General features: G+C 65.9%; 29 protein-coding genes. 24 read left to right on the top strand and 5 right to left on the bottom strand.

Annotation, left to right across the window (positions count from 1 at the left end):
- Positions 1-88 precede the first annotated feature (88 nt).
- The 15 genes from EBI04_RS12810 (at position 89) to EBI04_RS12740 (ending at position 14,528) form a co-directional block, all read left to right on the top strand.
- Positions 89-448 carry an NADH-quinone oxidoreductase subunit A gene (locus EBI04_RS12810; RefSeq protein WP_135257778.1) on the top strand — a complete coding sequence of 120 codons (360 nt, stop codon included), beginning with the start codon at positions 89-91 and terminating at the stop codon, positions 446-448.
- Complete coding sequence (locus EBI04_RS12805; RefSeq protein WP_015716518.1) at positions 439-984, top strand: NuoB/complex I 20 kDa subunit family protein; 546 nt, start codon at positions 439-441, stop codon at positions 982-984. The genes EBI04_RS12810 and EBI04_RS12805 overlap by 10 nt, the downstream gene beginning before the upstream one ends.
- A 3-nt stretch (positions 985-987) precedes the next feature.
- Positions 988-1,623 carry an NADH-quinone oxidoreductase subunit C gene (locus tag EBI04_RS12800; RefSeq protein ID WP_135257777.1) on the top strand — a complete coding sequence of 212 codons (636 nt, stop codon included), beginning with the start codon at positions 988-990 and terminating at the stop codon, positions 1,621-1,623.
- Between the two features lie 18 nt (positions 1,624-1,641).
- Positions 1,642-2,862 carry an NADH dehydrogenase (quinone) subunit D gene (nuoD, locus tag EBI04_RS12795; protein ID WP_135257776.1) on the top strand — a complete coding sequence of 407 codons (1,221 nt, stop codon included), beginning with the start codon at positions 1,642-1,644 and terminating at the stop codon, positions 2,860-2,862.
- A 9-nt stretch (positions 2,863-2,871) separates the two neighbouring features.
- A complete protein-coding gene (gene nuoE / locus EBI04_RS12790) occupies positions 2,872-3,417 on the top strand; it encodes an NADH-quinone oxidoreductase subunit NuoE (RefSeq protein ID WP_135257775.1) in 546 nt (181 codons plus the stop codon).
- Entirely contained in the window at positions 3,414-4,727 is a 1,314-nt protein-coding gene (nuoF, locus tag EBI04_RS12785) for an NADH-quinone oxidoreductase subunit NuoF (protein WP_135257774.1), read from the top strand. The genes nuoE and nuoF overlap by 4 nt, the downstream gene beginning before the upstream one ends.
- A 2-nt stretch (positions 4,728-4,729) precedes the next feature.
- Positions 4,730-7,078 carry an NADH-quinone oxidoreductase subunit NuoG gene (nuoG, locus tag EBI04_RS12780; RefSeq protein WP_135257773.1) on the top strand — a complete coding sequence of 783 codons (2,349 nt, stop codon included), beginning with the start codon at positions 4,730-4,732 and terminating at the stop codon, positions 7,076-7,078.
- A complete protein-coding gene (gene nuoH / locus EBI04_RS12775; RefSeq protein ID WP_135257772.1) occupies positions 7,075-8,193 on the top strand; it encodes an NADH-quinone oxidoreductase subunit NuoH in 1,119 nt (372 codons plus the stop codon). The genes nuoG and nuoH overlap by 4 nt, the downstream gene beginning before the upstream one ends.
- Positions 8,190-8,738: an NADH-quinone oxidoreductase subunit NuoI gene (nuoI, locus tag EBI04_RS12770; RefSeq protein ID WP_126178494.1), complete on the top strand. Its 549-nt coding sequence runs from the start codon at positions 8,190-8,192 to the stop codon at positions 8,736-8,738. The genes nuoH and nuoI overlap by 4 nt, the downstream gene beginning before the upstream one ends.
- On the top strand, positions 8,735-9,274 hold the full coding sequence (locus EBI04_RS12765; protein WP_135257771.1) for an NADH-quinone oxidoreductase subunit J family protein: 540 nt from the start codon (positions 8,735-8,737) through the stop codon (positions 9,272-9,274). Before nuoI ends, EBI04_RS12765 begins: the two co-directional genes overlap by 4 nt.
- Positions 9,271-9,558 (top strand): NADH-quinone oxidoreductase subunit NuoK, encoded by a 288-nt coding sequence (nuoK, locus tag EBI04_RS12760; protein ID WP_135257770.1) that lies wholly within the window; start codon positions 9,271-9,273, stop codon positions 9,556-9,558. The genes EBI04_RS12765 and nuoK overlap by 4 nt, the downstream gene beginning before the upstream one ends.
- A gap of 2 nt (positions 9,559-9,560) precedes the next feature.
- Positions 9,561-11,381, top strand: a complete 1,821-nt coding sequence (gene nuoL, locus EBI04_RS12755) for an NADH-quinone oxidoreductase subunit L (RefSeq protein WP_135257769.1) — start codon at positions 9,561-9,563, stop codon at positions 11,379-11,381.
- Positions 11,375-12,784 (top strand): complex I subunit 4 family protein, encoded by a 1,410-nt coding sequence (locus EBI04_RS12750; protein ID WP_135257768.1) that lies wholly within the window; start codon positions 11,375-11,377, stop codon positions 12,782-12,784. Before nuoL ends, EBI04_RS12750 begins: the two co-directional genes overlap by 7 nt.
- Complete coding sequence (locus EBI04_RS12745; protein ID WP_135257767.1) at positions 12,781-14,061, top strand: NADH-quinone oxidoreductase subunit N; 1,281 nt, start codon at positions 12,781-12,783, stop codon at positions 14,059-14,061. Before EBI04_RS12750 ends, EBI04_RS12745 begins: the two co-directional genes overlap by 4 nt.
- A gap of 203 nt (positions 14,062-14,264) precedes the next feature.
- Complete coding sequence (locus tag EBI04_RS12740; protein ID WP_240695321.1) at positions 14,265-14,528, top strand: hypothetical protein; 264 nt, start codon at positions 14,265-14,267, stop codon at positions 14,526-14,528.
- Positions 14,529-14,903: 375 nt separating this feature from the next.
- On the opposite strand, the gene rocF is transcribed toward EBI04_RS12740, so the two are convergent.
- Positions 14,904-15,794 carry an arginase gene (gene rocF, locus EBI04_RS12735; RefSeq protein ID WP_206202044.1) on the bottom strand — a complete coding sequence of 297 codons (891 nt, stop codon included), beginning with the start codon at positions 15,792-15,794 and terminating at the stop codon, positions 14,904-14,906.
- 84 nt (positions 15,795-15,878) lie between these two features.
- Between rocF and EBI04_RS12730 the strand changes: the two genes are divergently transcribed.
- The 9 genes from EBI04_RS12730 (at position 15,879) to lysN (ending at position 23,326) form a co-directional block, all read left to right on the top strand.
- A complete protein-coding gene (locus EBI04_RS12730; RefSeq protein WP_135257765.1) occupies positions 15,879-16,415 on the top strand; it encodes a YceD family protein in 537 nt (178 codons plus the stop codon).
- Positions 16,416-16,473: 58 nt separating this feature from the next.
- Positions 16,474-16,656, top strand: a complete 183-nt coding sequence (gene rpmF, locus EBI04_RS12725; protein WP_015716502.1) for a 50S ribosomal protein L32 — start codon at positions 16,474-16,476, stop codon at positions 16,654-16,656.
- Between the two features lie 92 nt (positions 16,657-16,748).
- Positions 16,749-17,717, top strand: a complete 969-nt coding sequence (locus tag EBI04_RS12720; protein WP_135257764.1) for a beta-ketoacyl-ACP synthase III — start codon at positions 16,749-16,751, stop codon at positions 17,715-17,717.
- Positions 17,717-18,640, top strand: a complete 924-nt coding sequence (fabD, locus tag EBI04_RS12715) for an ACP S-malonyltransferase (protein ID WP_135257763.1) — start codon at positions 17,717-17,719, stop codon at positions 18,638-18,640. Before EBI04_RS12720 ends, fabD begins: the two co-directional genes overlap by 1 nt.
- A complete protein-coding gene (fabG, locus tag EBI04_RS12710; protein WP_135257762.1) occupies positions 18,633-19,370 on the top strand; it encodes a 3-oxoacyl-[acyl-carrier-protein] reductase in 738 nt (245 codons plus the stop codon). The genes fabD and fabG overlap by 8 nt, the downstream gene beginning before the upstream one ends.
- Positions 19,371-19,423: 53 nt before the next feature.
- A complete protein-coding gene (gene acpP, locus EBI04_RS12705; protein WP_015716498.1) occupies positions 19,424-19,666 on the top strand; it encodes an acyl carrier protein in 243 nt (80 codons plus the stop codon).
- 74 nt (positions 19,667-19,740) lie between these two features.
- Entirely contained in the window at positions 19,741-20,967 is a 1,227-nt protein-coding gene (gene fabF / locus EBI04_RS12700) for a beta-ketoacyl-ACP synthase II (protein ID WP_135257761.1), read from the top strand.
- Positions 20,968-20,970: 3 nt separating this feature from the next.
- A complete protein-coding gene (locus EBI04_RS12695) occupies positions 20,971-22,101 on the top strand; it encodes a deoxyguanosinetriphosphate triphosphohydrolase (protein WP_135257760.1) in 1,131 nt (376 codons plus the stop codon).
- 31 nt (positions 22,102-22,132) lie between these two features.
- Entirely contained in the window at positions 22,133-23,326 is a 1,194-nt protein-coding gene (gene lysN / locus EBI04_RS12690; protein ID WP_135257759.1) for a 2-aminoadipate transaminase, read from the top strand.
- Here the strand turns inward: lysN and EBI04_RS12685 are convergent.
- Genes EBI04_RS12685 through EBI04_RS12670 form a run of 4 tightly spaced genes read right to left on the bottom strand, consistent with a single transcriptional unit; the run spans position 23,309 to position 26,696 of the window.
- Positions 23,309-23,986, bottom strand: coding sequence for a hypothetical protein (locus EBI04_RS12685; protein WP_135257758.1), 678 nt, complete (start codon positions 23,984-23,986; stop codon positions 23,309-23,311). The two genes, lysN and EBI04_RS12685, sit on opposite strands and share 18 nt — an antisense overlap.
- On the bottom strand, positions 23,986-24,879 hold the full coding sequence (locus EBI04_RS12680) for a DNA-methyltransferase (RefSeq protein ID WP_135257757.1): 894 nt from the start codon (positions 24,877-24,879) through the stop codon (positions 23,986-23,988). The genes EBI04_RS12685 and EBI04_RS12680 overlap by 1 nt, the downstream gene beginning before the upstream one ends.
- Positions 24,876-25,817 (bottom strand): RluA family pseudouridine synthase, encoded by a 942-nt coding sequence (locus tag EBI04_RS12675; protein ID WP_167481961.1) that lies wholly within the window; start codon positions 25,815-25,817, stop codon positions 24,876-24,878. The genes EBI04_RS12680 and EBI04_RS12675 overlap by 4 nt, the downstream gene beginning before the upstream one ends.
- Before the next feature lie 48 nt (positions 25,818-25,865).
- Positions 25,866-26,696 (bottom strand): ABC transporter ATP-binding protein, encoded by an 831-nt coding sequence (locus EBI04_RS12670; protein ID WP_135257755.1) that lies wholly within the window; start codon positions 26,694-26,696, stop codon positions 25,866-25,868.
- Between the last annotated feature and the right edge of the window lie 30 nt (positions 26,697-26,726).

The raw sequence follows: 26,726 nt of genomic DNA, 5'->3' as shown, positions 1-26,726 counted from the left end.
GGGGTGATAAGATGGGCGGGAACCGAGGTGGGGCCCTCGAGGATTTTAGGCCCCCACCTCGTGAAGGGATGCACGAAAGGAGGGGACCTTGGCGCCGATCGCGGAGTACGTGAACATCCTGATTTACCTAGGGGTGGCCCTTTTCATCGGACTGGCAGCCCTGGTGGTGGGAGCTCTCCTAGGTCCCAAAAAACCGGGGAAGGCCAAGCTCATGCCCTACGAGTCGGGGAATGACCCAGCAGGGGAGGTTAAGCGCTTCCCTGTTCACTTCTACGTGGTGGCCATGCTTTTCATCCTCTTCGACGTGGAGGTGGCCTTCCTCTGGCCCTACGCGGTGAGCGCGGGGGGCCTTGGGCTTTACGGCTTCCTCGGGGTTTTGGGCTTCACCCTCCTCCTCTTCGTGGGCTTCCTCTACGAGTGGTGGAAGGGGGTGATGCGGTGGCACTAAAAGACCTCTTTGAGCGGGACGTGCAGGAGCTGGAGCGGGAGGGCATCCTCTTTACCACCCTGGAGAAGCTGGTGGCCTGGGGCCGTTCCAACAGCCTCTGGCCCGCTACCTTTGGCCTGGCCTGCTGCGCCATCGAGATGATGGCCTCCACCGACGCCCGCAACGACCTGGCCCGCTTCGGCAGCGAGGTCTTCCGGGCAAGCCCCCGCCAGGCGGACGTGATGATCGTGGCGGGAAGGCTCTCCAAGAAGATGGCCCCGGTGATGCGGAGGGTCTGGGAGCAGATGCCCGACCCCAAGTGGGTGATCTCCATGGGGGCCTGCGCCAGCTCTGGGGGGATGTTCAACAACTACGCCATCGTGCAAAACGTGGACTCGGTGGTGCCGGTGGACGTGTATGTGCCGGGTTGCCCGCCGCGCCCCGAGGCGCTTATCTACGCGGTGATGCAGCTCCAGAAGAAGGTGCGGGGCCAGGCGGTGAACGAGCGGGGGGAAAGGCTTCCCCCCGTGGCCGCCTGGAAGCGCGCCAGGGGGTGAGGTATGCGGCTCAATAGGGTGCTGGAAGAAGCCCAGGCCACGGGCTACGCCATAGAGGACAACGGCCTTGGCAACCTCTGGGTGGTGGTGCCCCGGGAGGCCTTCAAGGGGCAGATGGCCCGCTACAAGGAGCTCGGTTTCAACTACCTGGCGGACATCGTGGGCATAGACTACCTGGAGTACCCGGACCCCCGCCCGGAGCGGTTCGCCGTGGTCTACGAGCTGGTTTCCTTGCCTGGGTGGCGGGATGGGGACGGCAGCCGGTTCTTCGTCCGGGTCTATGTGTCGGAAAAGGATCCCAGGCTTCCCACCGTCACCGACCTCTGGGGAAGCGCCAACTTTTTGGAGAGGGAGGTTTACGACCTCTTTGGGATCGTCTTTGAAGGCCACCCGGATTTGCGCAAGATCCTGACCCCGGAGGACCTCGAGGGCCACCCCCTGCGCAAGGACTTCCCCCTGGGGGAGACCCCCACCCTGTTCCGCGAGGGGCGCTTCATCGTGCCCAGCGAGTTCCGGGCCGCCCTTACCGGGAAGAACCCCGGCCTCACCGCCTACCGGGGGGGTAGCCGCAAGGGGTATCGGGCTCTTTGGGCGGACCTGGTCAAGGCCAAGGGAGAAAAGGGCCCCGGTAGGGGCTAGGTTGGCTAGGGAGGGCAAATGAAGGACTACCTGGACCTGGACCCAAGGGTGGCGGAGGAGCCCAAGGAGCTTCGCACGGAGGTCATGGCCCTGAACGTGGGACCCCAGCACCCCTCCACCCACGGGGTGTTGCGCGTGGTGGTAACCCTATCGGGCGAAGAGGTCCTGGACCTCGTCCCCCACATCGGCTACCTCCACACCGGGTTTGAGAAGAATATGGAGAACCGGACGTATACGCAGGTGATCACGTATACGCCCCGGATGGACTACCTCCACTCCTTCGCCCACGACCTGGCCTACGCCCTGGCGGTGGAGAAGCTGGTGGGAGCGGTGGTGCCCAAGAGGGCGGAGACCATCCGCATCATCCTGAACGAGCTCTCCCGCCTGGCCAGCCACCTGGTCTTCCTGGGCACGGGGCTTTTGGACCTCGGGGCCCTCACCCCCTTCTTCTACGCCTTCCGGGAGCGGGAGAGTATCCTGGACCTCTTCGAGTGGGTAACGGGCCAGCGCTTCCACCACAACTACATCCGCATCGGCGGGGTCAAGGAGGATCTCCCCGAGGAGTTCGTACCCGAACTTAAAAAGCTTTTGCAGGTCCTGCCCCACCGCATCGACGAGTACGAGGCCCTCTTTTCGGAAAGCCCCATCTTCTACAAGCGGGCCCGGGGCGTGGGGGTCATCCCCCCCGAGGTGGCCATTCACCTGGGCCTCACCGGAGGGTCTTTGAGGGCCAGCGGGGTGAACTACGACGTGCGCAAGGCCTACCCCTATGCGGGCTACGACACCTACCGGTTCGAGGTGCCCTTGGGGGAGCGGGGGGACGTGTTCGACCGCATGCTCATCCGCATCCGGGAGATGCGGGAGTCGGTGAAGATCATAAAGCAGGCCCTGGAGCGGCTGGAGCCGGGGCCGGTGCGCGATCCCAACCCCCAGATCACCCCCCCTCCCAGGCACCTCCTGGAGACCTCCATGGAGGCGGTCATCTACCACTTCAAGCACTACACCGAGGGCTTCCACCCTCCCAAGGGGGAGGTGTACGTGCCCACGGAATCCGCTCGAGGAGAACTCGGCTACTACATCATCTCCGATGGGGGGAGCATGCCCTACCGGGTGAAGGTGCGGGCCCCCAGCTTCGTGAACCTGCAAAGCCTCCCCTACGCCACCAAGGGGGAGCAGGTGGCGGACATGGTGGCCATCATCGCCAGCCTGGACCCGGTCATGGGCGACGTGGACCGCTAAGGAGGGAAGATGGGGTTCTTTGACGACAAGCAGGACTTCCTTGCAGAAACCTTTTCCAAGTATCCACCCGAAGGCCGCCGCTCGGCCATCATGCCCCTTTTGCGGAAGGTGCAACAGGAAGAAGGCTGGATCCGGCCCGAGCGGGTGGAGGAGATCGCCCGCCTGGTGGGCACCACCGCCACCGAGGTCATGGGGGTGGCGAGCTTCTACTCCTACTACCAGTTCGTGCCCACCGGCAAGTACCACCTCCAGGTCTGCTCCACCCTCTCCTGCAAACTGGCGGGGGCGGACGAGCTTTGGGATTACCTCACGGAAACCCTGGGCATCGGCCCGGGGGAGGTGACCCCGGATGGCCTTTTCAGCGTGCAGAAGGTGGAGTGCCTGGGAAGCTGCCACACCGCCCCTGTGATCCAGGTAAACGACGAACCCTATGTGGAATGCGTGACCCGGGCGAGGCTTGAGGCGCTCCTGAAGGGCCTCAAGGCGGGCAAACGCCTCGAGGAGATCGAGCTCCCCGGCAAATGCGGGCACCACGTGCACGAGGTGGAGGTATGACCGGGCCCATCGTTTCCGGACGCGACCCCCGCTTTGAAAAAACCCTCTACGCCCACGTGGGCCAGGAGGGAAGCTGGACCCTGGACTACTACCTGAAGCACGGGGGATACGAGACCGCCAAGCGGGTTCTAAAGGAGAAAACCCCGGAGGAGGTCATCGAGGAGGTGAAGCGCTCGGGGCTCAGGGGCCGGGGCGGGGCAGGCTTCCCCACGGGGGTGAAGTGGAGCTTCATGCCCAAGGACGGGAAGCAGCACTACCTGATCTGCAACGCCGACGAGTCCGAGCCCGGAAGCTTCAAGGACCGGTACATCATGGAGGACGTCCCCCACCTGCTCCTCGAGGGCATGATCCTGGCGGGCTACGCCATAAGGGCCACGGTGGGGTACATCTACGTGCGCGGGGAGTACCGCAAGGCGGCGGACCGCCTCGAGGCCGCCATCCGGGAGGCCCGCGAGCGGGGCTACCTGGGGGAAAACCTCTTCGGCAGCGGCTTCTCCTTCGACGTGCACGTGCACCGGGGGGCCGGGGCCTACATCTGCGGGGAGGAAACCGCCCTCATGAACTCCCTGGAGGGCTTAAGGGCCAACCCCCGCCTGAAGCCTCCCTTCCCTGCCCAATCCGGCCTCTGGGGCAAGCCCACCACCATCAACAACGTGGAAACCCTGGCCTCGGTGGTGCCCATCCTGGAGCGGGGTGCCGACTGGTTTGCCAGCATGGGCACCGAGCAGTCCAAGGGGATGAAGCTCTACCAGGTCTCGGGGCCCGTCAGGCGGCCCGGGGTCTATGAACTCCCCATGGGCACCACCCTGCGGGAGCTCATCTACGACTGGGCGGGAGGGCCCCTGGAGCCCATCCAGGCCCTCATCCCCGGAGGGTCTTCCACCCCGCCCTTGCCCTTTACCGATGAGGTCCTGGACACCCCCATGAGCTACGAGCACCTCCAAGCCAAGGGCTCCATGCTGGGCACAGGAGGGGTTATCCTCATCCCGGAAAGGGTCAGCATGGTGGACGCCATGTGGAACGTGACCCGCTTCTACGCCCACGAATCCTGCGGCAAGTGCACCCCCTGCCGGGAAGGGGTGGCGGGCTTCATGGTGAACCTCTTCGCCAAGATCGGCTCCGGGGAGGGGGAGGAGAAGGACGTGGAAAACCTGGAGGCCCTTCTGCCCCTCATCGAGGGCCGGAGCTTCTGCCCCCTGGCGGATGCGGCGGTGTGGCCGGTGAAAGGTTCCTTGAAGCACTTTAAGGACCAGTACCTGGCCCTGGTGCGGGAAAAGAAGCCCGTGCCCAGGGTGAACCTTTGGAGGTGAAGGTGGTTAAGGTCAAGGTCAACGACCGCGTGGTGGAGGTGCCCCCGGGGACCAGCGTCATGGACGCGGTCTTCCACGCGGGGTACGATGTGCCCCTCTTCTGCTCGGAAAAGCACCTCTCCCCCATCGGGGCCTGCCGCATGTGCCTGGTGCGCATCGGCCTGCCCAAAAGGGGTCCGGATGGCAAGCCGGTCCTGAACGACAAGGGAGAGCCCGAGATCGCCTGGCAGCCCAAGCTGGCGGCCAGTTGCGTCACCGCCGTGGCGGACGGCATGGTGGTGGACACCCTCTCGGAGGTGGTGCGGGAGGCCCAGGCGGGGATGGTGGAGTTCACCCTCCTTAACCACCCCTTAGACTGCCCCACCTGCGACAAGGGGGGAGCCTGCGAGCTCCAGGACCGCACGGTGGAGTACGGACTTTACGAGAAGTATTACCAGAAGGCTCCCCTCGAGCTTCCCACTTACACCCGCTTCGAGTTCACCCGCCGCCACGTGGACAAGCACCACCCCCTCTCTCCCTTCGTGGTCCTGGACCGGGAGCGGTGCATCCACTGCAAGCGCTGCGTGCGCTACTTTGAGGAGGTCCCCGGGGACGAGGTCCTGGACTTCATTGAGCGGGGGGTGCACACCTTCATCGGCACCATGGACTTTGGCCTCCCCTCGGGTTTCTCGGGGAACATCACCGACATCTGCCCGGTGGGGGCCCTTCTGGACCTCACCGCCCGCTTCCGCGCCCGCAACTGGGAGATGGAGGAAACCCCCACCACTTGCGCCCTCTGCCCGGTGGGCTGCGGCCTCACCGCGGACACCCGGAGCGGGGAGCTTTTGCGCATCCGGGCCCGGGAAGTCCCCGAGGTGAACGAGATCTGGCTTTGCGACGCCGGCCGGTTCGGGCACGAGTGGGCGGACGAGAACCGGATCAAATACCCCTTGGTGCGGAAAGGGGAAAGGCTGGTGGAGGCCACCTGGGAGGAGGCCTTCGCTGCCATCCGGGAAGGCCTCAAAGGAGCCAGGAAGGAGGAGGTGGGGATTTACCTGTCCCACGACGCCACCCTCGAGGAGGGCCTGATGGCCAGCGAGCTCGCCCGGCTGCTAAACACCCCTCATCTGGACTTTGAGGGCCGTACCGCTGCCCCGGCGAGCCTCTTCGCCCCTGCCACCTTTGAGGACCTCTTGGGAGCGGACTTCGCCCTGATCCTGGGGGACCCCACGGAGGAGGCCCCCCTCCTCCACCTGCGCCTAAGCGAGTTCGTGCGGGACCTCAAGCCCCCCATGCGTCTCGCCCACGGCACCCCCTTCGCCGACCTCCAGATCAAGGAAAGGATGCCCAGGCGCACCGACAAGATGGCCCTCTTCGCCCCCTACCGCACCCCCCTCATGAAGTGGGCCGAGGTCCACGAGGTCCACGCCCCCGGGGAGGAGCGGGATATCCTTCTTGGCCTGCTGGGAGAAAAGGAGGGTAGCGAAGCGGTGAAGATGGCTAAAGAAGCCTGGGAAAAGGCGCAAAACCCCGTCCTCATCCTGGGAGCCGGCGTCCTCCAGGACGCGGTGGCCGCAGAAAGGGCAAGGCTCTTGGCCGAGGGCAAGGGGGCCAAGGTGCTGGCCATGACCCCGGCGGCGAACGCCCGGGGCCTCGAGGCCCTGGGGGTCTGGCCCGGGGAGAAAGGGGCGGCCTGGGACGAGCCCGGGGCCCCCTACGCCTACTACGGCTTCGTACCCCCGGAAGGGGCCCTAAAGGACAAACGCTTCCTGATCATGCACCTCAGCCACCTCCACCCCCTGGCGGAGCGGTATGCGGACGTGGTCCTCCCCGCCCCCACCTTCTACGAGCGGCGGGGGCAGGTGGTGAACCTGGAAGGGCGGCTCCTCTCCCTCAACCCTGCCCCCATCGAAAACGGCGAGGCGGAGGGCGCCATCCAGGCCCTGGTCCTGCTGGCCGAGGCCCTTGGGGTACGGCCGCCCTTCCGGCTCGGCCTCGAGGCGGAGCGGGAACTTGGGAGAAGGCTGTCGGCCCCCAAAGGCCTCCTCAGCCACCGCACCCAGCGCCTGCGGCCCAAGGTGCAGGAGGGGAGGCTCTACCTGAGGCCCACCATGTGGCGGGCCTGGCAGCTTACGGGCAAGGTGGCCCAGACCGTCCGCCCCGAGCTTTGGGTCCACCCGGAAACCGCCAAGGCCGAGGCCCTCTTGGAGGGAGCCCGGGTGGAGGTGGAAGGCCCCTTGGGCCCGGTCCTGGCCCAGGTGGTCCACCGGGAGGACCTGCCCAAGGGCTTCCTCTACCTCTCCGCCCTCGGTCCCTTTGCGGGCAGGAGGATGGAGGCCAAGGTGTTGGTTCCCACGGGAGGTGAAGCATGAACCCCTATCCCTTGGACCCCTACTGGATGGTGGCCTTGAAGGCCCTGTTGGTGGTGGTGGGCCTCCTCACCGCCTTCGCCTTCATGACCCTGATTGAGCGCCGCCTTCTCGCCCGCTTCCAGATCCGCCTGGGCCCCAACCGGGTGGGTCCCTCGGGCCTTCTCCAGCCCGTGGCCGACGCCATCAAGAGCATCTTCAAGGAGGACCTGGTGGTGGAGCGGGCGGACAAGGTGCTCTTCGTCCTGGCCCCCCTGATCGGTGTGGTCTTCGCCCTCTTGGCCTTCGGGGCTATCCCCTTTGGCCCCCCGGGGAGCTTCTTTGGCTACCAGCCCTGGGTCTTGAACCTGGACCTGGGCCTCCTCTACCTCTTCGCCGTGAGCGAGATGGCCATCTACGGCATCTTCCTGGCGGGCTGGGCCTCTGGGAGCAAGTATAGCCTCCTGGGCTCCCTGCGCTCCTCGGCAAGCCTCATCTCCTACGAGCTGGGGCTGGGTATGGCCCTCCTCTCCCCCGTCCTTTTGGTGGGGAGCCTGAACCTGAACGACATCGTGAACTGGCAGAAGGAACACGGCTGGCTCATCCTTTACGCCTTCCCTGCCTTCCTCCTTTACGCCATCGCCGCCCTGGCGGAAGCCGCCCGCACCCCCTTTGACCTGCCCGAGGCGGAGCAGGAGCTGGTGGGGGGATACCACACGGAGTACAGCTCCATCAAGTGGGCCCTCTTCCAGATGACCGAGTACATCCACTTCATCACCGCCAGCGCCCTCATCCCCACCCTCTTCCTGGGGGGCTGGACCATGCCCTTCTTGGAAGTACCCTACCTCTGGATGTTCCTCAAGATCGCCTTTTTCCTCTTCCTCTTCATCTGGATCCGGGCCACCTGGTTCCGGTTGCGCTACGACCAGCTCCTGCGCTTCGGCTGGGGCTTCCTCTTCCCGGTGACCCTGGTCTGGTTCCTGGTGACTGCCCTGGTGATGGCCTTAGACCTTCCCCGCTCCTACCTCCTCTACCTCTCCCTGGCCGCCTTCTTGGTCCTTCTGGGAGCGGTGATGTATGGCCCCAAATCCGCCCGCAAACCAGCCCCTAAGGGGCTATCCAAGGGAGGTGGCGCATGACCCTAAAGGCCCTGGCCCAAAGCCTCGGCATCACCCTCAAGTACCTCTTCTCCAAGCCGGTGACCGTTCCCTATCCCGATGCCCCCGTGGCCCTCAAGCCCCGCTTCCACGGCCGCCACGTGCTCACCCGCCACCCCAACGGCCTGGAGAAGTGCATCGGCTGCTCCCTGTGCGCGGCCGCCTGCCCCGCCTACGCCATCTATGTGGAGCCGGCGGAAAACGATCCGGAGAACCCGGTGTCCGCAGGGGAGCGCTACGCCAAGGTCTACGAGATCAACATGCTCCGGTGCATCTTCTGCGGGCTCTGCGAGGAAGCCTGCCCCACCGGGGCCATCGTGCTGGGCTACGACTTCGAGATGGCCGACTACGAGTACTCCGACCTCATCTACGGCAAGGAGGACATGCTGGTGGATGTGGTGGGCACGAAGCCCCAGCGCCGCGAGGCCAAGATCACCGGCAAGCCCGTGAAGCCCGGCTACGTGGTGCCCTACGTCCGCCCGGAGCTGGAGGGGTTTAAAGCCCCCACAAAAGGAGGCAAAAAATGACCCCCTGGGAAGCCCTAGCCCTCCTGCTCCTCCTTTTCACCGGGGTCCTGGTGGTCACCTTGAAAAACGCCATCCACGCCGCCTTGGCCCTCATCGGGAACTTCCTGATCCTGGCCGGGATCTACGTGGCCCTCGAGGCCCGCTTCCTGGGCTTCATCCAGATCATCGTGTACGCCGGGGCCATCGTGGTCCTCTTCCTCTTCGTGATCATGCTCCTCTATGCCGCCCAAGGTGAGGTGGGCTTCGACCCCTTGGTGCGAAGCCGTCCCCTGGCTGCCCTCCTGGCCCTGGGGGTGGCCCTGGTCCTCCTCTCGGGGCTTTGGGGGCTAAACCTAGCCTTCACCCAGGACCTGAAGGGGGGCCTGCCCCAGGCCCTCGGGCCCCTCCTGTACGGGGACTGGCTCTTTGTCCTCCTGACGGTGGGCTTCCTCCTCATGGCGGCCACGGTGGTGGCGGTGGCCCTGGTGCAACCTGCCCGCCCCCTGGACGCCCTGCGCCCTGAGGAGCGCAAGGAGGAAAAGGAGGTGGTGCGGTGAGCTACCTGTTTGCCTCGGCCCTCCTCTTCGCCCTGGGGGTCTATGGGGTTTTGACCCGCAGGACCGCCATCCTGGTCTTTCTCTCCATCGAGCTCATGCTGAACGCCGCCAACCTCTCCCTGGTGGGCTTCGCCCGGGCCTTTGGCCTGGAAGGCCAGGTGGCCGCCCTCATGGTCATCGCCATCGCCGCCGCCGAGGTGGCGGTGGGTCTGGGCCTCATCGTGGCCATCTTCCGCCAGCGGGAGAGCACCGCGGTGGACGACCTCTCGGAGCTTAGGGGGTGAACATGCTCCTTCTGACCATCCTCTTTCCCCTCTTGGGCTTTGCCCTTCTGGGGCTTTTCGGCAAAAAGCTTAAGGAACCCCTGCCCGGGGTCCTGGCCTCGGCTTTGGTCCTGGCCTCCTTCCTCCTGGGGGTAGGCCTCCTCGCCCAAGGCGGGGGCCGCTTCCAGGCGGAGTGGCTTCCCGGGATCCCCTTTAGCCTCGTTCTGGACAACCTCTCCGGCTTCATGCTGATCATCGTCACTGGGGTGGGGTTCCTCATCCACGTGTACGCCATCGGCTACATGGCCGGGGATGCGGGCAATAGCCGCTTTTTCGCCTATTTCAACTTCTTCATCGCCATGATGCTCACCCTGGTCCTGGCCGACAGCTACCCGGTGATGTTTATCGGCTGGGAGGGGGTGGGCCTGGCCAGCTTCCTTCTCATCGGCTTCTGGTATCAAAACGCCCAGTACGCGGATTCCGCCCGCAAGGCTTTCATCGTGAACCGGATCGGCGACCTGGGCTTCCTGCTGGGCATGGCCATCCTCTGGGCCCTTTACGGCACCCTCTCCATCAGCGAGCTCAAGGAGGCTCTGGAAGGCCCCTTGAAGAACCCCAGCCTCCTGGCCCTGGCGGGCCTCCTCCTCTTCCTAGGGGCGGTGGGGAAAAGCGCCCAGGTGCCCCTCATGGTCTGGCTTCCCGACGCCATGGCCGGCCCCACCCCCGTTTCCGCCCTGATCCACGCGGCCACCATGGTGACCGCCGGGGTTTACCTCATTGCCCGTAGCTCCTTCCTCTACGCTAACCTTCCCGATGTTTCCTACACCATCGCCGTCATCGGCCTCCTCACCGCGGCCTACGGGGCTCTTTCCGCTTTTGGCCAGAACGACATCAAAAGGATTGTGGCCTACTCGACCATCAGCCAGCTGGGCTACATGTTCCTGGCCGCCGGGGTGGGAGCCTACTGGGTGGCCCTTTTCCACGTCTTCACCCACGCCTTCTTCAAGGCCCTCCTCTTCCTGGCCTCGGGCAGCGTGATCCATGCCCTGGGCGGGGAGCAGGACGTGCGGAAGATGGGCGGGCTCTGGAAACACCTGCCCTATACCCGCTGGCACGGGCTCATCGGGGCCCTGGCCTTAGGGGGCCTTCCCCTCCTCTCCGGCTTCTGGTCCAAGGACGCCATCCTCACCGCCACCCTCACCTACCCCTTCGGCAGCCTCGGCTTCTACCTGGGGGCGCTCCTCGTGGCGGTCCTCACCGCCATGTACGCCATGCGCTGGTTTGTCCTGGTCTTCCTGGGCGAGGAGCGGGGCCACCACCATCACCCCCACGAGGCTCCTGCGGTGATGCTTTGGCCCAACCACCTCCTGGCCCTGGGCTCGGTGCTGGCGGGGTACCTGGCCCTGCCCCATCCCTTGCCCAACCTGCTGGAGCCTTTCCTGAAGCCCGCCCTGGCAGAGGTGGAAGCCCACCACCCCTCCCTGGGAGCGGAGTGGGGCCTCATCGCCCTCTCGGGGGCGGTGGCCCTCCTGGGGCTCTGGGTAGGCTACACCTTCTTCCAGCGCAAGGCCCTTCCCGCCTGGTACCTGGCCTTTGAGGCCTGGAGCCGGGAAGGCTTCTACATGGATCGGGTCTACAACGCCCTCCTCGTCAACCCCTTGAAGGCCTTAGCGGAAGCCCTCTTCTACGGGGACGGCAGCCTCCTTCGCGGCTACTTTGGCCTGGGCGGGACGGTGCGGACCCTGGGACAGGGTATTGCCCGCCTGCAGACCGGCTATCTAAGGGTCTATGCCCTGCTTTTCGTGCTGGGCGTTCTGGTGTTGCTGGGGGTGATGCGGTGGTAGTCCTGGCGATCCTCCTACCCATCCTCTTCGGCCTTCTCCTCCTCCTGGGCCTTCCCCGCGCCCTTGGGGTCTTGGGAGCGGGCCTGAGCTTTCTTTTAAACCTCTACCTCTTCCTCTCCCACCCGGGCGGGGTGGCCCACGGGGTCCAGGCCCCCCTGTTGCCGGGGGCCGGGGTCTACTGGGCCTTCGGCTTGGATGGCCTTTCCGCCCTCTTCTTCCTCACCATCGGCCTCACCGTCTTCCTGGGGGCCCTGGTGGCCCAGGCGGAGGGGCGGTTTTTGGGGCTGGCCCTGCTCATGGAGGGCCTCCTCCTGGGGCTTTTCGCCGCCCGGGACCTCTTGGTCTTCTACCTCTTCTTCGAAGCGGCCCTAATCCCTGCCCTCCTCATGCTCTTCTTCTACGGCGGGGAAAGGCGGCTTAGGGCCATCTACACCTTCCTCCTCTTCACCCTAGCGGGCTCCTTACCCATGTTGGCCGCCATCCTGGCGGTGAAGGCGTTAGGGGGTAGCCCCACCTTCCTCCTCGAGGACCTCCTGGCCCACCCGGTGAAGGGACAGGCGGCCTTCTGGGTCTTCCTGGGCTTCGCCCTGGCCTTCGCCGTCAAGACCCCCCTCTTCCCCGTGCACGCCTGGCTCCCCCTCTTCCACCAGGAAAACCACCCCTCGGGCCTGGCGGACGCCCTGGGCACCCTCTACAAGGTGGGGGTCTTCGCCTTCTTCCGCTTCGCCATCCCCTTGGCCCCGGAAGGCTTCTATGAGCTTCAGGGGCTTCTCCTCTTCCTGGCGGCCCTCTCCGCCCTCTACGGGGCCTGGGTGGCCTTCTCCGCCAAGGACTTCAAGAGTCTATTGGCCTACGCCGGGGTCTCCCACATGGGGGTGGCGGCCTTGGGGGTCTTCTCCGGGACCCCGGAAGGGGCCTTGGGCGGGCTTTACCTCCTGGCGGCGAGCGGCGTCTACACGGGGGGCCTCTTCCTCCTGGCAGGCAGGCTTTACGAGCGCCTCCACACCCTGGAGATCGGCCGCTACCGGGGCCTGGCGGCGAGCGCCCCTGGCCTAGCCGCCCTGGCCCTCTTCCTCTTCCTGGCCATGGTGGGGCTTCCCGGGCTTTCCGGCTTCCCCGGGGAGCTTATGACCCTCCTCGGCGCCTACAAGGCCAGCCCCTGGCTCACCGCCATCGCCTTCCTCTCGGTGATTGCCGGGGCCGCCTACGCCCTTACCGCCTTCCAGAAGGTCTTCTGGGAGGAAGGCCAAAGGGGAGCGGAGGACCTCAAGGGAGCGGAATGGCCTTTCGCCTTCCTGGCGGTGGCCGCTTTGGTCCTCATGGGGGTCTTCCCCGGGTTCTTCGTAAAAGGCCTTGAGCCCCTGGCGGAGGCCTTCGCCAAGATCCTTGGAGGTGGCGCATGACCCTTCTGGTGCTGAGCTCCTTTGCCGTAGCCCTCACCCTTGTGGGCTTCTTCGTTTCCGTGCCCCTTTTCAAGCGCCTCACCATCCTGGGGCTCTCCCTGGCCCTGCTCTCCCTCCTCTTCACCTGGGGAAAGCCCTTCGCCTTTGGCCCGTACCAGGTGGACGGCATCTCCCAGGTCTTCACCCTGCTCGCCCTTTTGGGAGCTCTCTGGACCGTGGGGCTGGTGCGCACCCGGCGGTTTGAGTTCTACCTCCTGGTCCTCTACGCCGCCCTGGGCATGCACCTTCTCGCCTCCACCAAGAACCTCATCCTGATGCTGGTGGCCCTCGAGGCCCTCTCCCTGCCCCTTTACGCCCTGGCCACCTGGCGGCGGGGAGAAGGCCTGGAAGCCGCCTTGAAGTACTTCCTTCTGGGGGCCCTGGCGGCCGCCTTCTTCCTCTACGGCACCGCCCTCCACTACGGGGCCACGGGAAGCCTGCTGGCGGGAACCCCTGGCGAAGGTCCGCTTTACGCCTTGGCCCTGGGCCTCCTTTTGGTGGGGCTTGGCTTCAAGGTGGCCCTAGCCCCCTTCCACTTCTGGACCCCGGATGTCTACCAGGGTAGCCCCACGCCGGTGGTGCTCTTCATGGCCACGGGGGTGAAGGCCGCGGCCTTCGCCGCCCTCCTGCGGGTGGTGACGCCTGGAGCGCCCGAGGCCCTTTCTCTCCTCATCGCCCTCTCGGTTTTGATCGGGAACCTCGCCGCCCTCACGCAAAAGGAGGCCAAAAGGCTTCTCGCCTACTCCTCCATCGCCCATGCGGGGTACATGGCCTTGGCCCTTTACACGGGGAACTTGCAGGCCCTGGGCTTCTACCTCCTCACCTACGTCCTGGCCACGGGGCTGGCCTTCGCCGTGCTTTCGGAGGTCTCCCCCGACCGCGTGCCCCTGGAGAGGGTAAAAGGCCTCTTCCACCAAGACCCCCTCCTGGGCCTTGGCCTCTTCGTCTCCTCCCTCTCCCTTCTGGGCCTGCCCCCCTTGGCGGGGTTCTGGGGCAAGTACCTGGTCTTCAGCGAAGCCGCCAAGGCGGGGGCGTGGGGACTACTGGTCCTGGCCCTGGTCACCAGCGCCGTAAGCGCCTACTACTACCTGGCCCTGGGCTTGGCGGTGTTCCAGAAGGGGGCAGCCGAGGCCCACCCCCGTCCCTTGGCCCGGAGCGTGGCCCTGGGAGTGGCCCTTCTCCTCCTCCTGCTGGGCCTTATCCCTGGAGCGGTCCTCCCCGCCCTGGCCGCGGGCTAAGCCCGGGGCCTTCTTTCGGGCCCTGGGGCACGGAAGGTACCCCGGGGCCCGTTTTTTTCCCCACCTCAGGTTTACACTCAAAGCATGGAGGACCCCCTGGCCCATCTGCCGCGGGAGCTTTTGCACAAGGATCCCCTGGGCTACGTGGCCCGGGGGCCCAGGCCCTGCCCAAGGACCTCCGGGGGGCCTGGCTCCTAGGGGTGGTGAGCGGCTTCCTCTGGCCGGAAGCCCCTGCGCCCAAGGATTTTTCCGCCTTCTTTCGCCGGAGCGAGGGAGCCTGGCGGGAGGCGGAGGAGTACTTCCTGGAAACGGGGCTGGACTTCCCCGTACTGGTGAGCGAGTGGGCCAGGGAGGCCCTGGACCCCCTTCTTCACCGCAAGAAGGAACCTCCCTGGGAAAGCCTCGCCCTGACCTTCCATGGGGGGCAGAAGCTAGGACGGTACCTGCGGAGCCAGGCTAGGGGTTAAGCGCCATCCGTACCACCCGCCACCTTAACCCCTGGCGCTCCATCACCAAACAGGTTTGCCGGTCATTCCCATGGTAAACCCCACGGTAAACAAAAACCCGTGAAAGCCCCTGCCGTTTGAGCCGCCATTGGCGTACCTCCTCCAGACTGGCCTCCTCGGGGTCTTTCCCCGTGCCCAAGCTGGCACGACCCTCAAGCGTAAGCAGGGCATCCACCCAGGCCTGGATCAAGCTCCCGGCAAAGAGCGACCCAAAGCCGCAAAAGGGTTGTCCTGGGCCTTCTCCAGCTGCTTAGCCATGGCAGCGGAGAAGGATCCCCACCCACCAGCGAGCTTTCATGGGGATACTCTAGACAGTGCAAACCTTGGCGTCAATCCTTAAAGAATACGCTTGCCCAGGAGGCTCGAGGCCAACCCCACCATCATCTCCGCGGTGCGGTTACGCTCGTCCAGAATAGGGTTCACCTCCACCAGGTCCAGGCTCCGCACCCGGCCCGACTGGGCCAGGATCTCCATGAGCAAGTGGGCCTCCCGATAGGAAAGGCCACCGGGCACGGGGGTCCCCACCCCGGGAGCCAGGGTGGGGTCCAGGACGTCGGCGTCCAGGGAGATGTGGAGGGGCAAGCCCGCAAGTCTCTCCAAAACCTCCTCGGCGATCCTGGCCACCCCCAGGCGGTCCACCTCGTGCATGGTGTAGACGGCAACCCCCGCTTCCTTGAGAAGCCGCCTCTCCCCAGGGTCCAGGCTCCGCACCCCCACCAGGACCACCCTCTTGGGATCCACTGCCTGAAAGGCCTCGGTGAGGCGAGGGTGCCCAAGCCCGCAAAGCACCGCCAAGGGCATGCCGTGGATGTTGCCGGAAGGGCTGGTTTCGGGGGTGTTGAAGTCCCCATGAGCATCCACCCAGACCACCCCCAAGGGCTCCCGAGCCACCCCGCTCACCGAACCCATGCTCAGGGAATGGTCCCCGCCCAGCACGATGGGAAGCACCCCATCCGGCAGGGAACGGAGCCGTTCCTTGAGCTCGAGGGCCACCTGGCGGATCTCCTCCAAGTAGTTTTCCCCGCCCAAGCGCAAGCCTTTTCGCCTGAGGGTTTCCGCCACGGGTACCCGCACGTCCCCGAGGTCCTCCACCGCCCAACCCAGGGCCTCGAGCTCCTCCAGAAGCCGGGCGTAGCGCAAGGCGGAAGGCCCCATGTCCACCCCGCGCCGGCCTGCTCCCAAGTCCATGGGCACCCCCAGGATGACCACCCGCTCCATGGGGGGCATGCTAGCAGAAAACCCCATACACCGCTTGGGAACTTTATGCCGACCCCCTAGGAGGAAAGGGCTTTCGGCGCTATACTTAAAAGGATGGAACACCGCGAGGTGGCAAGCATCAACCTGGCCCGCCTCTTGCGGGAAGGAGGTACGGCCCGCGCCGCAGGCGTGGTGCGGGAAGCATTTTGGGTGGGGGAGGAACGCTTCCCCCTGGCGGGGGAGGCTTCCTGGAAGGTGGCCGTTTCTTCGGTGGGCGGCAACGAGTATTGGCTTTCGGGCGAGGTGGAGGGCGTGGTCCTCATGGAGTGCCGCCGCTGCCTCAAGCCCACCCCCACCCCCATCCATGCCCACTTCCAGCACCTTCTCCGCTACCAGCAAGGCCTAGAAGAGGTGGTTTTCCACGAGGAGAAAGAGGAGGAGTACTACGCCTTTGGCGAGCCCGACCTGGACCTTCTCCCCTTCCTCACCGAGGCGTTCGTGACGGAGATGCCCTACACCGTCCTCTGCGAGGAAGGGTGCAAGGGCCTCTGCCCGGTCTGCGGGGCGGATCGCAACCTGGTGGACTGCGGCCACGAGCCGGAGGCCCACCACCCCTTCCTCGGCCTTAAGGACCTCCTTCCCGAACTCTAGCAGGTCTGCTATACTACCAGGGGTTTAGCGGGGGCCAAGCCCCCCTGGAGGATTGGAGATGGCCAAGCACCCTGTACCCAAGAAGAAGACCTCTAAGGCGCGGCGCGATGCCCGCAGGAGCCACCATGCCCTGACCCCCCCGACCCTGGTCCCCTGCCCCGAGTGCAAGGCGATGAAGCCCCCGCACACCGTCTGCCCGGAGTGCGGCTACTACGATGGGCGCAAGGTTCTAGAAGTCTAGACCCGGTCAAGACTTAAGGGACCCCGGCCTCCGGGGTCTCAACTTTTTGCGCCATGGGCCGGTATAGTGGAGCCCATGACGGGAGGTCAGGCATGAGCGGCATCCTGGCCCTGGGGGCTTATGCCCCCGAGAGGGTCATGAGGAACGAGGAATTCGAGGCCTACCTGGACACCTCGGACGAGTGGATCGTGACCCGCACGGGCATCCGGGAACGGCGCATCGCCGCCGAGGACGAGTACACCTCGGACCTGGCCTTCAAGGCGGTGGAGGACCTGCTTAGGCGCCACCCGGGGGCCCTGGAAGAGGTGGACGGGGTCATCGTGGCCACCAACACCCCCGACGCCCTCTTCCCCGACACCGCCGCCTTGGTGCAGGCCCGCTTCGGTCTCAACGCCTTCGCCTACGATCTTCTAGCGGGATGCCCCGGGTGGCTTTACGGCCTGGCCCAGGGCCACGCCCTGGTGGAGGCGGGCCTGGCCCGCAAGGTCCTGGTGGTGGGGGCGGAGGCCCTCTCCAAGATCCTGGACTGGAACGACCGGGCCACCGCGGTCCTCTTCGGGGACGCCGGGGGAGCGGCGGTGGTGGGAAGGGTGCGGGAGGGCTTCGGCTTCCGCTCCTTCGTGCTGGGGGCCGACGGCACCGGGGCCAAGGAGCTCTACCACGCCTGTGTGGCCCCCAGACTTCCCGATGGAACCTCCATGCGCAACCGCCTCTACATGAACGGGCGGGAGGTCTTCAAGTTCGCGGTGCGGGTGATGAACACCGCCACCCTCGAGGCCATAGAAAAAGCCGGCCTCACCCCGGAGGACATCAAGGTCTTCGTGCCCCACCAGGCGAACCTCCGCATCATCGACGCCGCCCGGGAGCGCCTGGGCCTTCCCTGGGAGCGGGTGGTGGTGAACGTGGACCGCTACGGCAACACCTCCACCGCCTCCATCCCCCTGGCCCTCAAGGAAGCGGTGGACGAAGGGCGCATAAGGGAAGGGGACCACGTGCTTCTGGTGTCCTTCGGGGCTGGGCTCACCTGGGCCGCGGCCGTCCTCACCTGGGGAGGGGCCTGATGTACGCCGCCCTTTTCCCGGGACAGGGCTCCCAGCGGGTAGGGATGGGCAAAGCCCTCTACGAGGCCTCCCCCGCCGCCCGCGAGGTGCTGGAACGGGCCGAGGCTACCCTGCCCGGCCTCCTTAAGCTCATGTGGGAAGGACCCGAGGAAACCCTCACCCTCACGGAGAACCAGCAACCCGCCCTTCTAGCGGTGGGCTATGCCGCCTACCGGGCCTTCTTAGCGGAAGGGGGAACCGAACCCTCCCTGGCCGCCGGGCACTCCCTGGGGGAATGGACCGCCCATGTGGCCGCGGGCACCCTGGAGCTGGAGGACGCCCTCCGGCTGGTGCGCCTCCGGGGCCGGTACATGCAGGAGGCCGTGCCCCCAGGGGAAGGGGCCATGGCCGCCATCCTGAAGCTTCCCCTCGAGGCCATCCAGGAGGCTTTGGCGGGGCTAGAGGGCGTGGAGATCGCCAACCTCAATAGCCCCGAGCAGACGGTGATCTCCGGCAGGAAGGAGGCGGTGGAAGAGGCAGCGGAAAGGCTAAAGGAAAAACGGGCCCGCATTGTCTTCCTCCCGGTTTCCGCCCCCTTCCACTCCTCCCTCATGGCCCCGGCCCGGGAGCGCCTGGCCCGGGACCTGGCCCAGGTAACCCTGAGAAAGCCCCGCTTCCCTGTTTACTCCAACGTGACCGCAAAACCTGAGGCTGAGGAGGATCCTGGCCGCATCCGTGAGCTTCTCCTGGAGCAAATCACCGCCCCCGTGCGCTGGGTGGAGATCCTCCAGGACATGGAAGAGCGGGGCATAAGGCGCTTCCTGGAGTTCGGAAGCGGGGAGGTGCTTAAAGGCCTGGTGGCCCGTACCCTGAAGGAAGCGCACGCCCTTTCCGTGGGGGACCCGGAAGGGGTAAGGAAGGCGTTGGAGGTGGAGGATGCGTAAGGCACTGGTGACGGGGGCCAGCCGGGGCATCGGCCGGGCCATCGCCTTGAGGCTCGCCCGAGAGGGCTACGCCCTGGTGATCCACTACGGGCAGAACCGGGAGAAGGCGGAGGAGGTGGCGGAGGAGGCCAGGAGGCTGGGAAGCCCCCTGGTGGGGCTTTTGGGGGCCAACCTCCTGGAGGCGGAGGCCGCCACGGGCCTGGTGCACGGGGCGGCGGAGATCCTGGGGGGCCTGGACACCCTGGTGAACAACGCCGGCATCACCCGGGACACCCTCCTCGTCCGCATGAAGGATGAGGACTGGGAGGCCGTGCTGGAAGCCAATCTCTCCGCCGTCTTCCGCACCACCCGGGAGGCCATCAAGCTCATGATGAAGGCCCGCTTCGGGCGCATCGTGAACATCACCAGCGTGGTGGGCCTCCTGGGCAACCCCGGCCAGGCCAACTACGTGGCCTCCAAGGCGGGGCTCATCGGCTTCACCCGGGCGGTGGCCAAGGAGTACGCCGCCAGGGGAATCACGGTGAACGCCGTGGCCCCTGGGTTTATCGAAACGGAGATGACGGAAAAGCTCCCGCCCGAGGTGCGGGAGGCCTACCTGAAGAGCATCCCCGCAGGCCGCTTTGGCCGGCCGGAGGACGTGGCCGAGGCGGTGGCCTTCTTGGTCTCGGAGGCTGCGGGTTACATCACCGGCCAGACCCTGTGCGTGGACGGGGGGCTCACCCCCCACTGAGGGGGCCAGGCCCGGGGTTAAGCCCCGTGGTAAAATCCCCAAGGGAGGTTTTCATGACGGAGCAGGAGATCTTTGAAAAGGTTAAGGCGGTTATTGCGGACAAGCTCTCGGTGGAACCGGAGAAGATCACCCTCGAGGCCCGCTTCATCGAGGACCTGGGGGCGGACAGCCTGGATACCGTGGAGCTCATCATGGGCCTCGAGGACGAGTTCGGCCTGGAGATCTCCGACGAGGAGGCCGAAAAGATCCGCACGGTGAAGGATGCGGTGGCCTACATCCAGGCCAAGCTGGGCTAGGGCTTAGGGCTTTTAAGGGGCGCTTCCCGCGCCCCTTTTCTTTTCCCCAGGGCTTTTCCCAGTATACTACCCCCATGCGACGCGTGGTGGTTACCGGCCTAGGAGCCCTCACCCCCATCGGCGTGGGGGCAGAAGCCTACCATAAGGCCCAGCTCGCCGGGAAAAGCGGGGTGCGCCCCATCACCCGCTTTGACGCCTCGGCCCTGCCGGTGCGCATCGCCGCCGAGGTGGACGTCAATCCGGAGGAGTTCATTGACAAAAAAGAACTGAGGCGCCTGGACCGCTTTGTCCAGTATGCCCTGATCGCCGCCGAGCTGGCCCTGAAGGATGCGGGGCTGGAGCCCAGCGCCCTGGACCCCGAGCGGGTGGGCACCCTGGTGGGCACGGGCATCGGGGGCATGGAAACCTGGGAGGCCCAGAGCAAGGTCTTCCTGGAGCGGGGCCCAAACCGGATCAGCCCCTTCTTTATCCCCATGATGATCGCCAACATGGCCTCGGCCCACATCGCCATGCGCTACGGCTTCATGGGACCCAGCTCCACCGCGGTCACCGCCTGCGCCACGGGCACGGACGCCATCGGGAGCGCCTTCCGCATGGTTCAGCTAGGGGAAGCGGATGTGGTGCTGGCCGGAGGGACGGAGGCCGCCATCACTCCCATGGCCATCGGGGCTTTCGCCGTGATGCGGGCCCTTTCCACCCGGAACGAGGAGCCCACCAAGGCCAGCCGCCCTTTCACCCTAAGCCGGGATGGCTTCGTGATGGGGGAAGGAGCTGGGGTCTTGGTCCTGGAGGAGTACGAGCACGCCAGGAGGCGGGGGGCCCGCATCTACGCGGAGGTGGTGGGCTTTGGCCGGAGCGCCGACGCCCACCACATCACCGAGCCTCACCCCGAGGGCAAAGGGGCCGCCTTGGCCATGCGCCGCGCCCTTTTGGACGCCAAAGTTAACCCCGAGGCGGTGGGCTACATCAACGCCCACGGCACCTCCACCCCCGTGGGGGACCGGGCCGAGGTCCTGGCCATCAAGGAGGTCTTTGGAGAGCACGCCAAGAGGCTCATGGTTTCCAGCACCAAGAGCATGACCGGCCACCTTCTGGGGGCCGCCGGGGGCATTGAGGCCATCGCCACGGTGCAGGCCCTCTACCACGGGGTCATCCCCCCCACCATCAACCTCGAGGACCCCGACCCTGAGCTGGACCTGGACTTCGTGCCCGAGCCAAGGGAGGCCCGGGTGGACTACGCCCTCTCCAACTCCTTCGCCTTCGGGGGCCAGAACGCCGTGCTCCTCTTCAAACGGGTCTAGGGGATGCTCTACTCCAGGGATAGGCTTCTGGATCTGGAGGCGGAAAGGCTGGCACCCTACGCCCAGAAGGCCCGGGACACCCAGGGGCGGGAATACCCGGAGCCCGAGTCCCCCTACCGCACGCCCTTCCAGAAGGACCGGGACCGCATCCTTCACACCACCGCCTTCCGGCGCCTGGAGTACAAGACCCAGGTCTTCCCCAACTGGGCGGGGGATTACTACCGCACCCGCCTTACCCACACCCTCGAGGTGGTCCAGGTGGCCCGCTCCATCGCCCGCGCCCTGGGCCTCAACGAGGACCTCACCGAGGCCATCGCCCTTTCCCACGACCTGGGCCACCCCCCCTTCGGCCACACGGGGGAGAAGGTGCTGAACGAGCTCATGCAGGACCACGGGGGGTTTGAGCACAACGCCCAGGCCCTGAGGATCCTCACCCAGCTGGAGGTGCGCTACCCCGGTTTCAAGGGTTTAAACCTCACCCACGAGGTCCTGGAGGGAATCGCCACCCACGAGGCCGCTTACGCCCCGGGCTTCAAGCCGGAATACGAGGGCAGGGGCACCCTCGAGGCCCAGGTGGTGGACCTCTCCGACGCCATCGCCTATGCGGCCCACGACCTGGACGACGGCCTCCGTAGCGGCCTCCTTCGCCCCCAAGAGCTCACCGAGGTGCCCTTCCTGGCGGAGCTGGCCCGGGAAGAAGGCCTAGACCTCGCGGAACTAAACGAGCTTTCCCGCCGGATCCTGGTGCGCCAGCTCCTGGGCTTTTTCATCACCGCCGCCATAGAGGCCACCCACCAAAGGGTGGAAGGGGCCGGGGTGAAAAGCCCGGAGGAGGTGCGCCGGCATCCTGAACGCCTGGCCGCCCTTACCCCTGAGGCCGAGCGGGCCCACCGGGAACTCAAGGCCTTTCTCATGGAGCGCTTTTACCGCCATCCCGAGGTTCTGAGGGAGAGGCGTAAGGCGGAAATCGTTCTGGAGAATCTTTTCCACACCTACACCCAGTACCCTGCAATCCTGCCCAGGGAGGTCCAGGCCCGGATCCCCGAGGAGGGGGTGGAGCGGGCCGTGTGCGACTACATCGCCGGGATGACGGACCGGTACGCCCTCGAGGCCTATCGGAAGCTCTTTCCCTGAAACCCGAAGGGGCGAGGGATAAAATGGGTAGGTGAAAACCCTGGACTGGAATACCCTTTTTGGCGCGCAGGCTAGGCGCATCCAGGCCTCCACCATCCGGGAGCTTTTAAAGCTCACCCAGCGCCCCGGCGTCCTCAGCTTCGCCGGGGGCCTTCCCGCCCCCGAGCTTTTCCCCAAGGAGGAGGCGGCGGCCAAGGCAGCCGAGATCCTAAGGCAAAAGGGGGAGGTGGCCCTGCAGTACGGGCCCACGGAAGGCTATTTCCCCTTAAGGGCCTGGGTGGCGGAGTGGCTTGGGGTGAGCCCGGAAGAGGTCCTCATCACCACGGGAAGCCAGCAGGCCCTGGACCTTCTGGGGAAGGTCTTTTTGGACGAGGGAAGCCCGGTTCTATTGGAGGCCCCCAGCTACATGGGGGCCATCCAGGCCTTCCGGGCCTACGGCCCCCGTTTCCTCACGGTGCCGGCCGGGGAAGAGGGGCCGGACCTGGACGCCTTGGAGGAGGTCCTCAAGCAGGAGCGCCCCCGTTTGCTCTACCTCATCCCCTCCTTCCAGAACCCCTCCGGGGGGCTCATGCCCCTGGAAGCCCGCAGGCACCTTCTGGAAATGGCGATGGAACGGGGGTTGGTGGTGGTGGAGGATGACGCCTACCGGGAGCTCTACTTTGGGGAAAGCCGCCTGCCAAGCCTTTTTGAGCTGGCCCGGGAGGCAGGCTACCCTGGTGTTATCTACCTGAGTAGCTTCTCCAAGGTGCTGGCCCCGGGCCTGAGGGTGGCCTTCGTGGTGGCCCGGCCCGAGGTCATCCTCAAGCTCACCCAGGCCAAGCAAGGGGTGGACCTGCACACCCCGGTCCTCAACCAGATCCTGGTGCACGAGCTGGTGAAGGAAGGCTTCCCGGACCGCCTGGAAAGGATCCGCACCACCTACAAGGCCAAGGCCCAGGCCATGCTGGAGGCCCTGGACCGGGAGATGCCCAAGGAGGTGGCCTATACCCGGCCCAAGGGAGGGATGTTCGTCTGGATGACCCTCCCCGAGGGGCTTTCCGCCGAGGCCCTTTTCCAGCAGGCCCTCGAGGAGAACGTGGCCTTCGTGCCCGGAGGCCCCTTCTTTGCCAACGGGGGCGGGGAGAACACCTTGAGGCTCTCCTACGCCACCATGGGCCCTGAGGGGATCGCCGAAGGGGTAAGGCGGCTCGCCAAGGCCCTGAAGGGGCTACTGACCCTGGCCTAGAAAGAGCAAGGGCTCCCTCTGACGCAGGGCTTCCACCAAGGCATCCAGAAAGGCCTCGCCCTCCTGAAGGGTTCTCACGGGATCGCGCAGGAGGGGGGTTTTTCGAGAGTCCACCTCTATGACCCAGTGCCCCTCCACCAGACCCTGGGCCCAGAGGGGAGGCTGCCTCTGGGAGAGGGCTTTTAGGCCCGCTTTGAAGCGGTCATACAGGGGGGAAAGCTCGTCCCCTTCCGGGTACTGCTCCACCCCCTTTCGCTTGGTGGGTGCCCCATAGTCCAGGACCACCACGTACCCCACCACCACTTCAGGGAAAAGGACTTGAACGGAGGAAACTTCGCCCACCAGGTCGTCCAGGCGGTTGGGCCAGGAGCCGCTTGGGTTGCGCAGGATGGACTTCAGGGAAAGGAGGAGCCGAGGCTTTGGGGGAAGCTCAGGTCCCTCGGGGTAGACTAGGCCCACATCCCAGGACTTCTCCCGGGCCAGACCCGGCACCAGGGCTTCGCGCTGCAGGTGGGGCCAGAGGTGGGGTGGAAGGCGGGTGCGCAGGCGGCCTATGAGGTAGTCGGCCACGGGGTTCTGCCGCCCGCTATCCCGAGAGGAAGCCTGCAAAACCTCCCACAACGCCCTCTCCAGGTCTTCGATCCATTCCTCGTGCTCCATTAAACCCCCTCCGTTGCGAGGAAGTGGCCTTCTACTTCCCGCTGGAAACGCCTACGGGCCAGCTCCGCGTACCGAGGTACCAACTCCACCCCGATGGAGTTCCGCCTGTGCCGGGCGGCGGCGATGAGGGTGGTGCCGGTGCCCGCGAAGGGGTCCAGCACCGTGTCCCCCACAAAGCTGAACATGCGCACCAGTCTCTCCGCCAGCTCCAAGGGGAAGGGAGCGGGATGGGCCTTGGTGCTCTCCCCGGGGATGTCGTCCCAGATCTGGCGGAACCAGCGGGCGAAGAGCTCCTTAGGGAGGCGGCTCAGCTCCCGTTGCTCCGGGGTGGGTTTGCGATAGCCCCCGGGTTTCCTTTGCATCAGGATGTACTCCACCTCGGTCTTGATGATGGCCCCGGGCTCGTAAGGCTTGCCCAGGAAGAAGCCAGGCCGCTGGGCCTCGAGGGCCGCATTGGTGTGCTTGTGCCAGAGGATAGGGTTGAGGTTGTCAAAGCCGATTTTGCGGCAACGGACCTGGATATCGGCATGAAGGGGGAAGACCAGGTGGCGGCCAAACTTCCTCCGAGCCACAGCCACATCCCCCACCACCACGATGAGCCGTCCCCCCGGAACCAGCACCCGAAAGACCTCCTGCCAAACCCTATCCAGCTCGTCCAAAAAGGCCTCGTAGTCCTCCACGTGCCCGAGTTGCCCCGGCGTGTCCTCGTACCGCTTCAGGGTCCAGTAAGGGGGCGAGGTGAGGACCAAATGCACCGAAGCTTCGGGAAGGCGCTTCAGGACCTCCCGAGCATCCCCCACCAGAAGGCGGTGGGCCGTGGAGGGAAAGGAAGAACCTTCGCTCGGCACGCCAAGTTCCTCTTGGTCCAGGGCAAGAAGAGGGTTAGGACTCATTGGGCCTCAGTATACGAGGGAACCTCCCGGAGCACATCTTCCGGCCACCGCCCCCCCAGGGCCTCCCAGGCCTGGACCATATCCCCGGGCACCGGGGCCAGGAACTCCAGAATCCGCCCGGTGCGGGGATGGGAAATGCGGAGCTCGTAGGCGTGGAGGGCTTGACGCCCGATGTGGGGGCTTTCCCGCCCATAAACCCCATCCCCCAGGATAGGGGCCTTCAAGTGCTTGAGGTGGACCCGGATCTGGTGGGTACGGCCGGTGTGGGGCCGGGCCTCCACCAAGGCGTAGGGCCCGGCGGTGGCGAGAATGCGGAACTCGGTTTCCGCATGGCGGGGCGCAATCCCCCCCACGTGCATCTTGTGCCGCTCCACCGGGTGGCGGCCGATGGGGGCGATGAGGGTGCCCTCCTTGGGGTGCCCCTCGGTGATGGCCAGGTAGCGCTTCATCACCAGCCTGTCGCGGAAGGCCCGGGCCAGGGCCTCGAGGGCCCCTCCATGCTTGGCCACCACCAGGACCCCGCTGGTGTCCTTGTCCAGGCGGTGCACGATGCCGGGACGCACCTCCTCGGGCCGCTCGGCCTCCTGGAGAGGGAAGTACCGCCCCACCAGGGCGTTGACCACGGTGCCCGTGTATACCCCGGGAGCCGGATGGGTAAGAAGCCCCGCAGGCTTGTTGAGGACCAGGAGGTCCTCGTCCTCGTAGAGCACCGGGATGGCCAGGTCCTGGGGAGCCACGAAGGGCCTTTCCTCCGGGGGAAGCACCACCACCTCTTCCCCCTTGAGGCGGTAGGAGGGCTTTTCCACCACCCTTTCCCCCACTTGGACCCGGCCCTGGGCGATCCATTCCTGGGCCCGGCTGCGGCTTACCCCGCAGGCCTCGGCCACCGCCTGGTCCAGGCGCACCCCTCCCATGCGAAAGCGCACCACGCTCTCCATGATACGAACCCCGGCGTGGGCCTCGCCACACCGGGGCCCTGCGAGGGGCTACATGAACCGCTTCCGCCTCTTGTAGGCCTTGACCTCCTTGAAGCTCTTGCGCCCACCCCCTTTGGCCACCCCCAGGTAGAACTCCTGCACGTCGGGGTTTTCCAGAAGGTAGTCCCGATCCCCCTCCAGGACGATCCGTCCCGTTTCCATGATGTACCCGTAATGGGCGATGGAAAGCGCCACCCGGGCGTTCTGCTCCACCACCAGGACCGTGACCCCCTCCTCGGCGTTCACCCGGGCCACGATGTCGAAGATCTCCCGCACCAAAAGAGGAGCCAGGCCCAAGGAGGGCTCGTCCAGGAGGAGAAGCCGGGGTCTGGCCAGGAGGGCCCGGCCAATGGCGATCATCTGCTGCTCTCCCCCCGAGCAGTACCCGGCCAGGCGGTTCCTGAGTTCGGCCAGGCGGGGGAAGTAATGGTAGATGCGCTCCAGATCCTCCTTAAGATGGCTGTCCTTACGGGTCAAGGTGCCCACCCGCAGGTTTTCCTCCACCGTGAGGTGCTTGAAAACCCGCCGGCCTTCCAGCACCTGGACGATGCCCATCCTTACGATCTCCTCGGGGGAGCGATTATGGATGGGCTTTCCCTGGTAGAGGATCTCTCCCCTCACCACCTCCCCGTCCTCAGGGATGAGGAGGCCGGAGATGGCCCGGAGCGTGGTGGTCTTCCCGGCCCCGTTCGGGCCCAAGAGGGCGGTGATGCGCCCCTCGGGAACCTTCAGGGAAACCCCGCGCAGGACCTGGATAATGTCGTGGTAGACCACCTCGATGTTGTTGACCAAAAGGAGGATGGGGCCTAAGTCTTCGGGGCGCGTGGGGTTTAGGCTCATGGCGTAAGGAAGGCCCGGGGGAGTTCCCCC

Origin of the sequence: Thermus caldilimi (assembly GCF_004684245.1) — a bacterium.
GTDB classification, from domain to species: domain Bacteria; phylum Deinococcota; class Deinococci; order Deinococcales; family Thermaceae; genus Thermus; species Thermus caldilimi.
The sequence above is the reverse complement of the archived record's forward strand: the minus strand, read 5'-3'. Positions and strand labels throughout refer to the sequence as shown.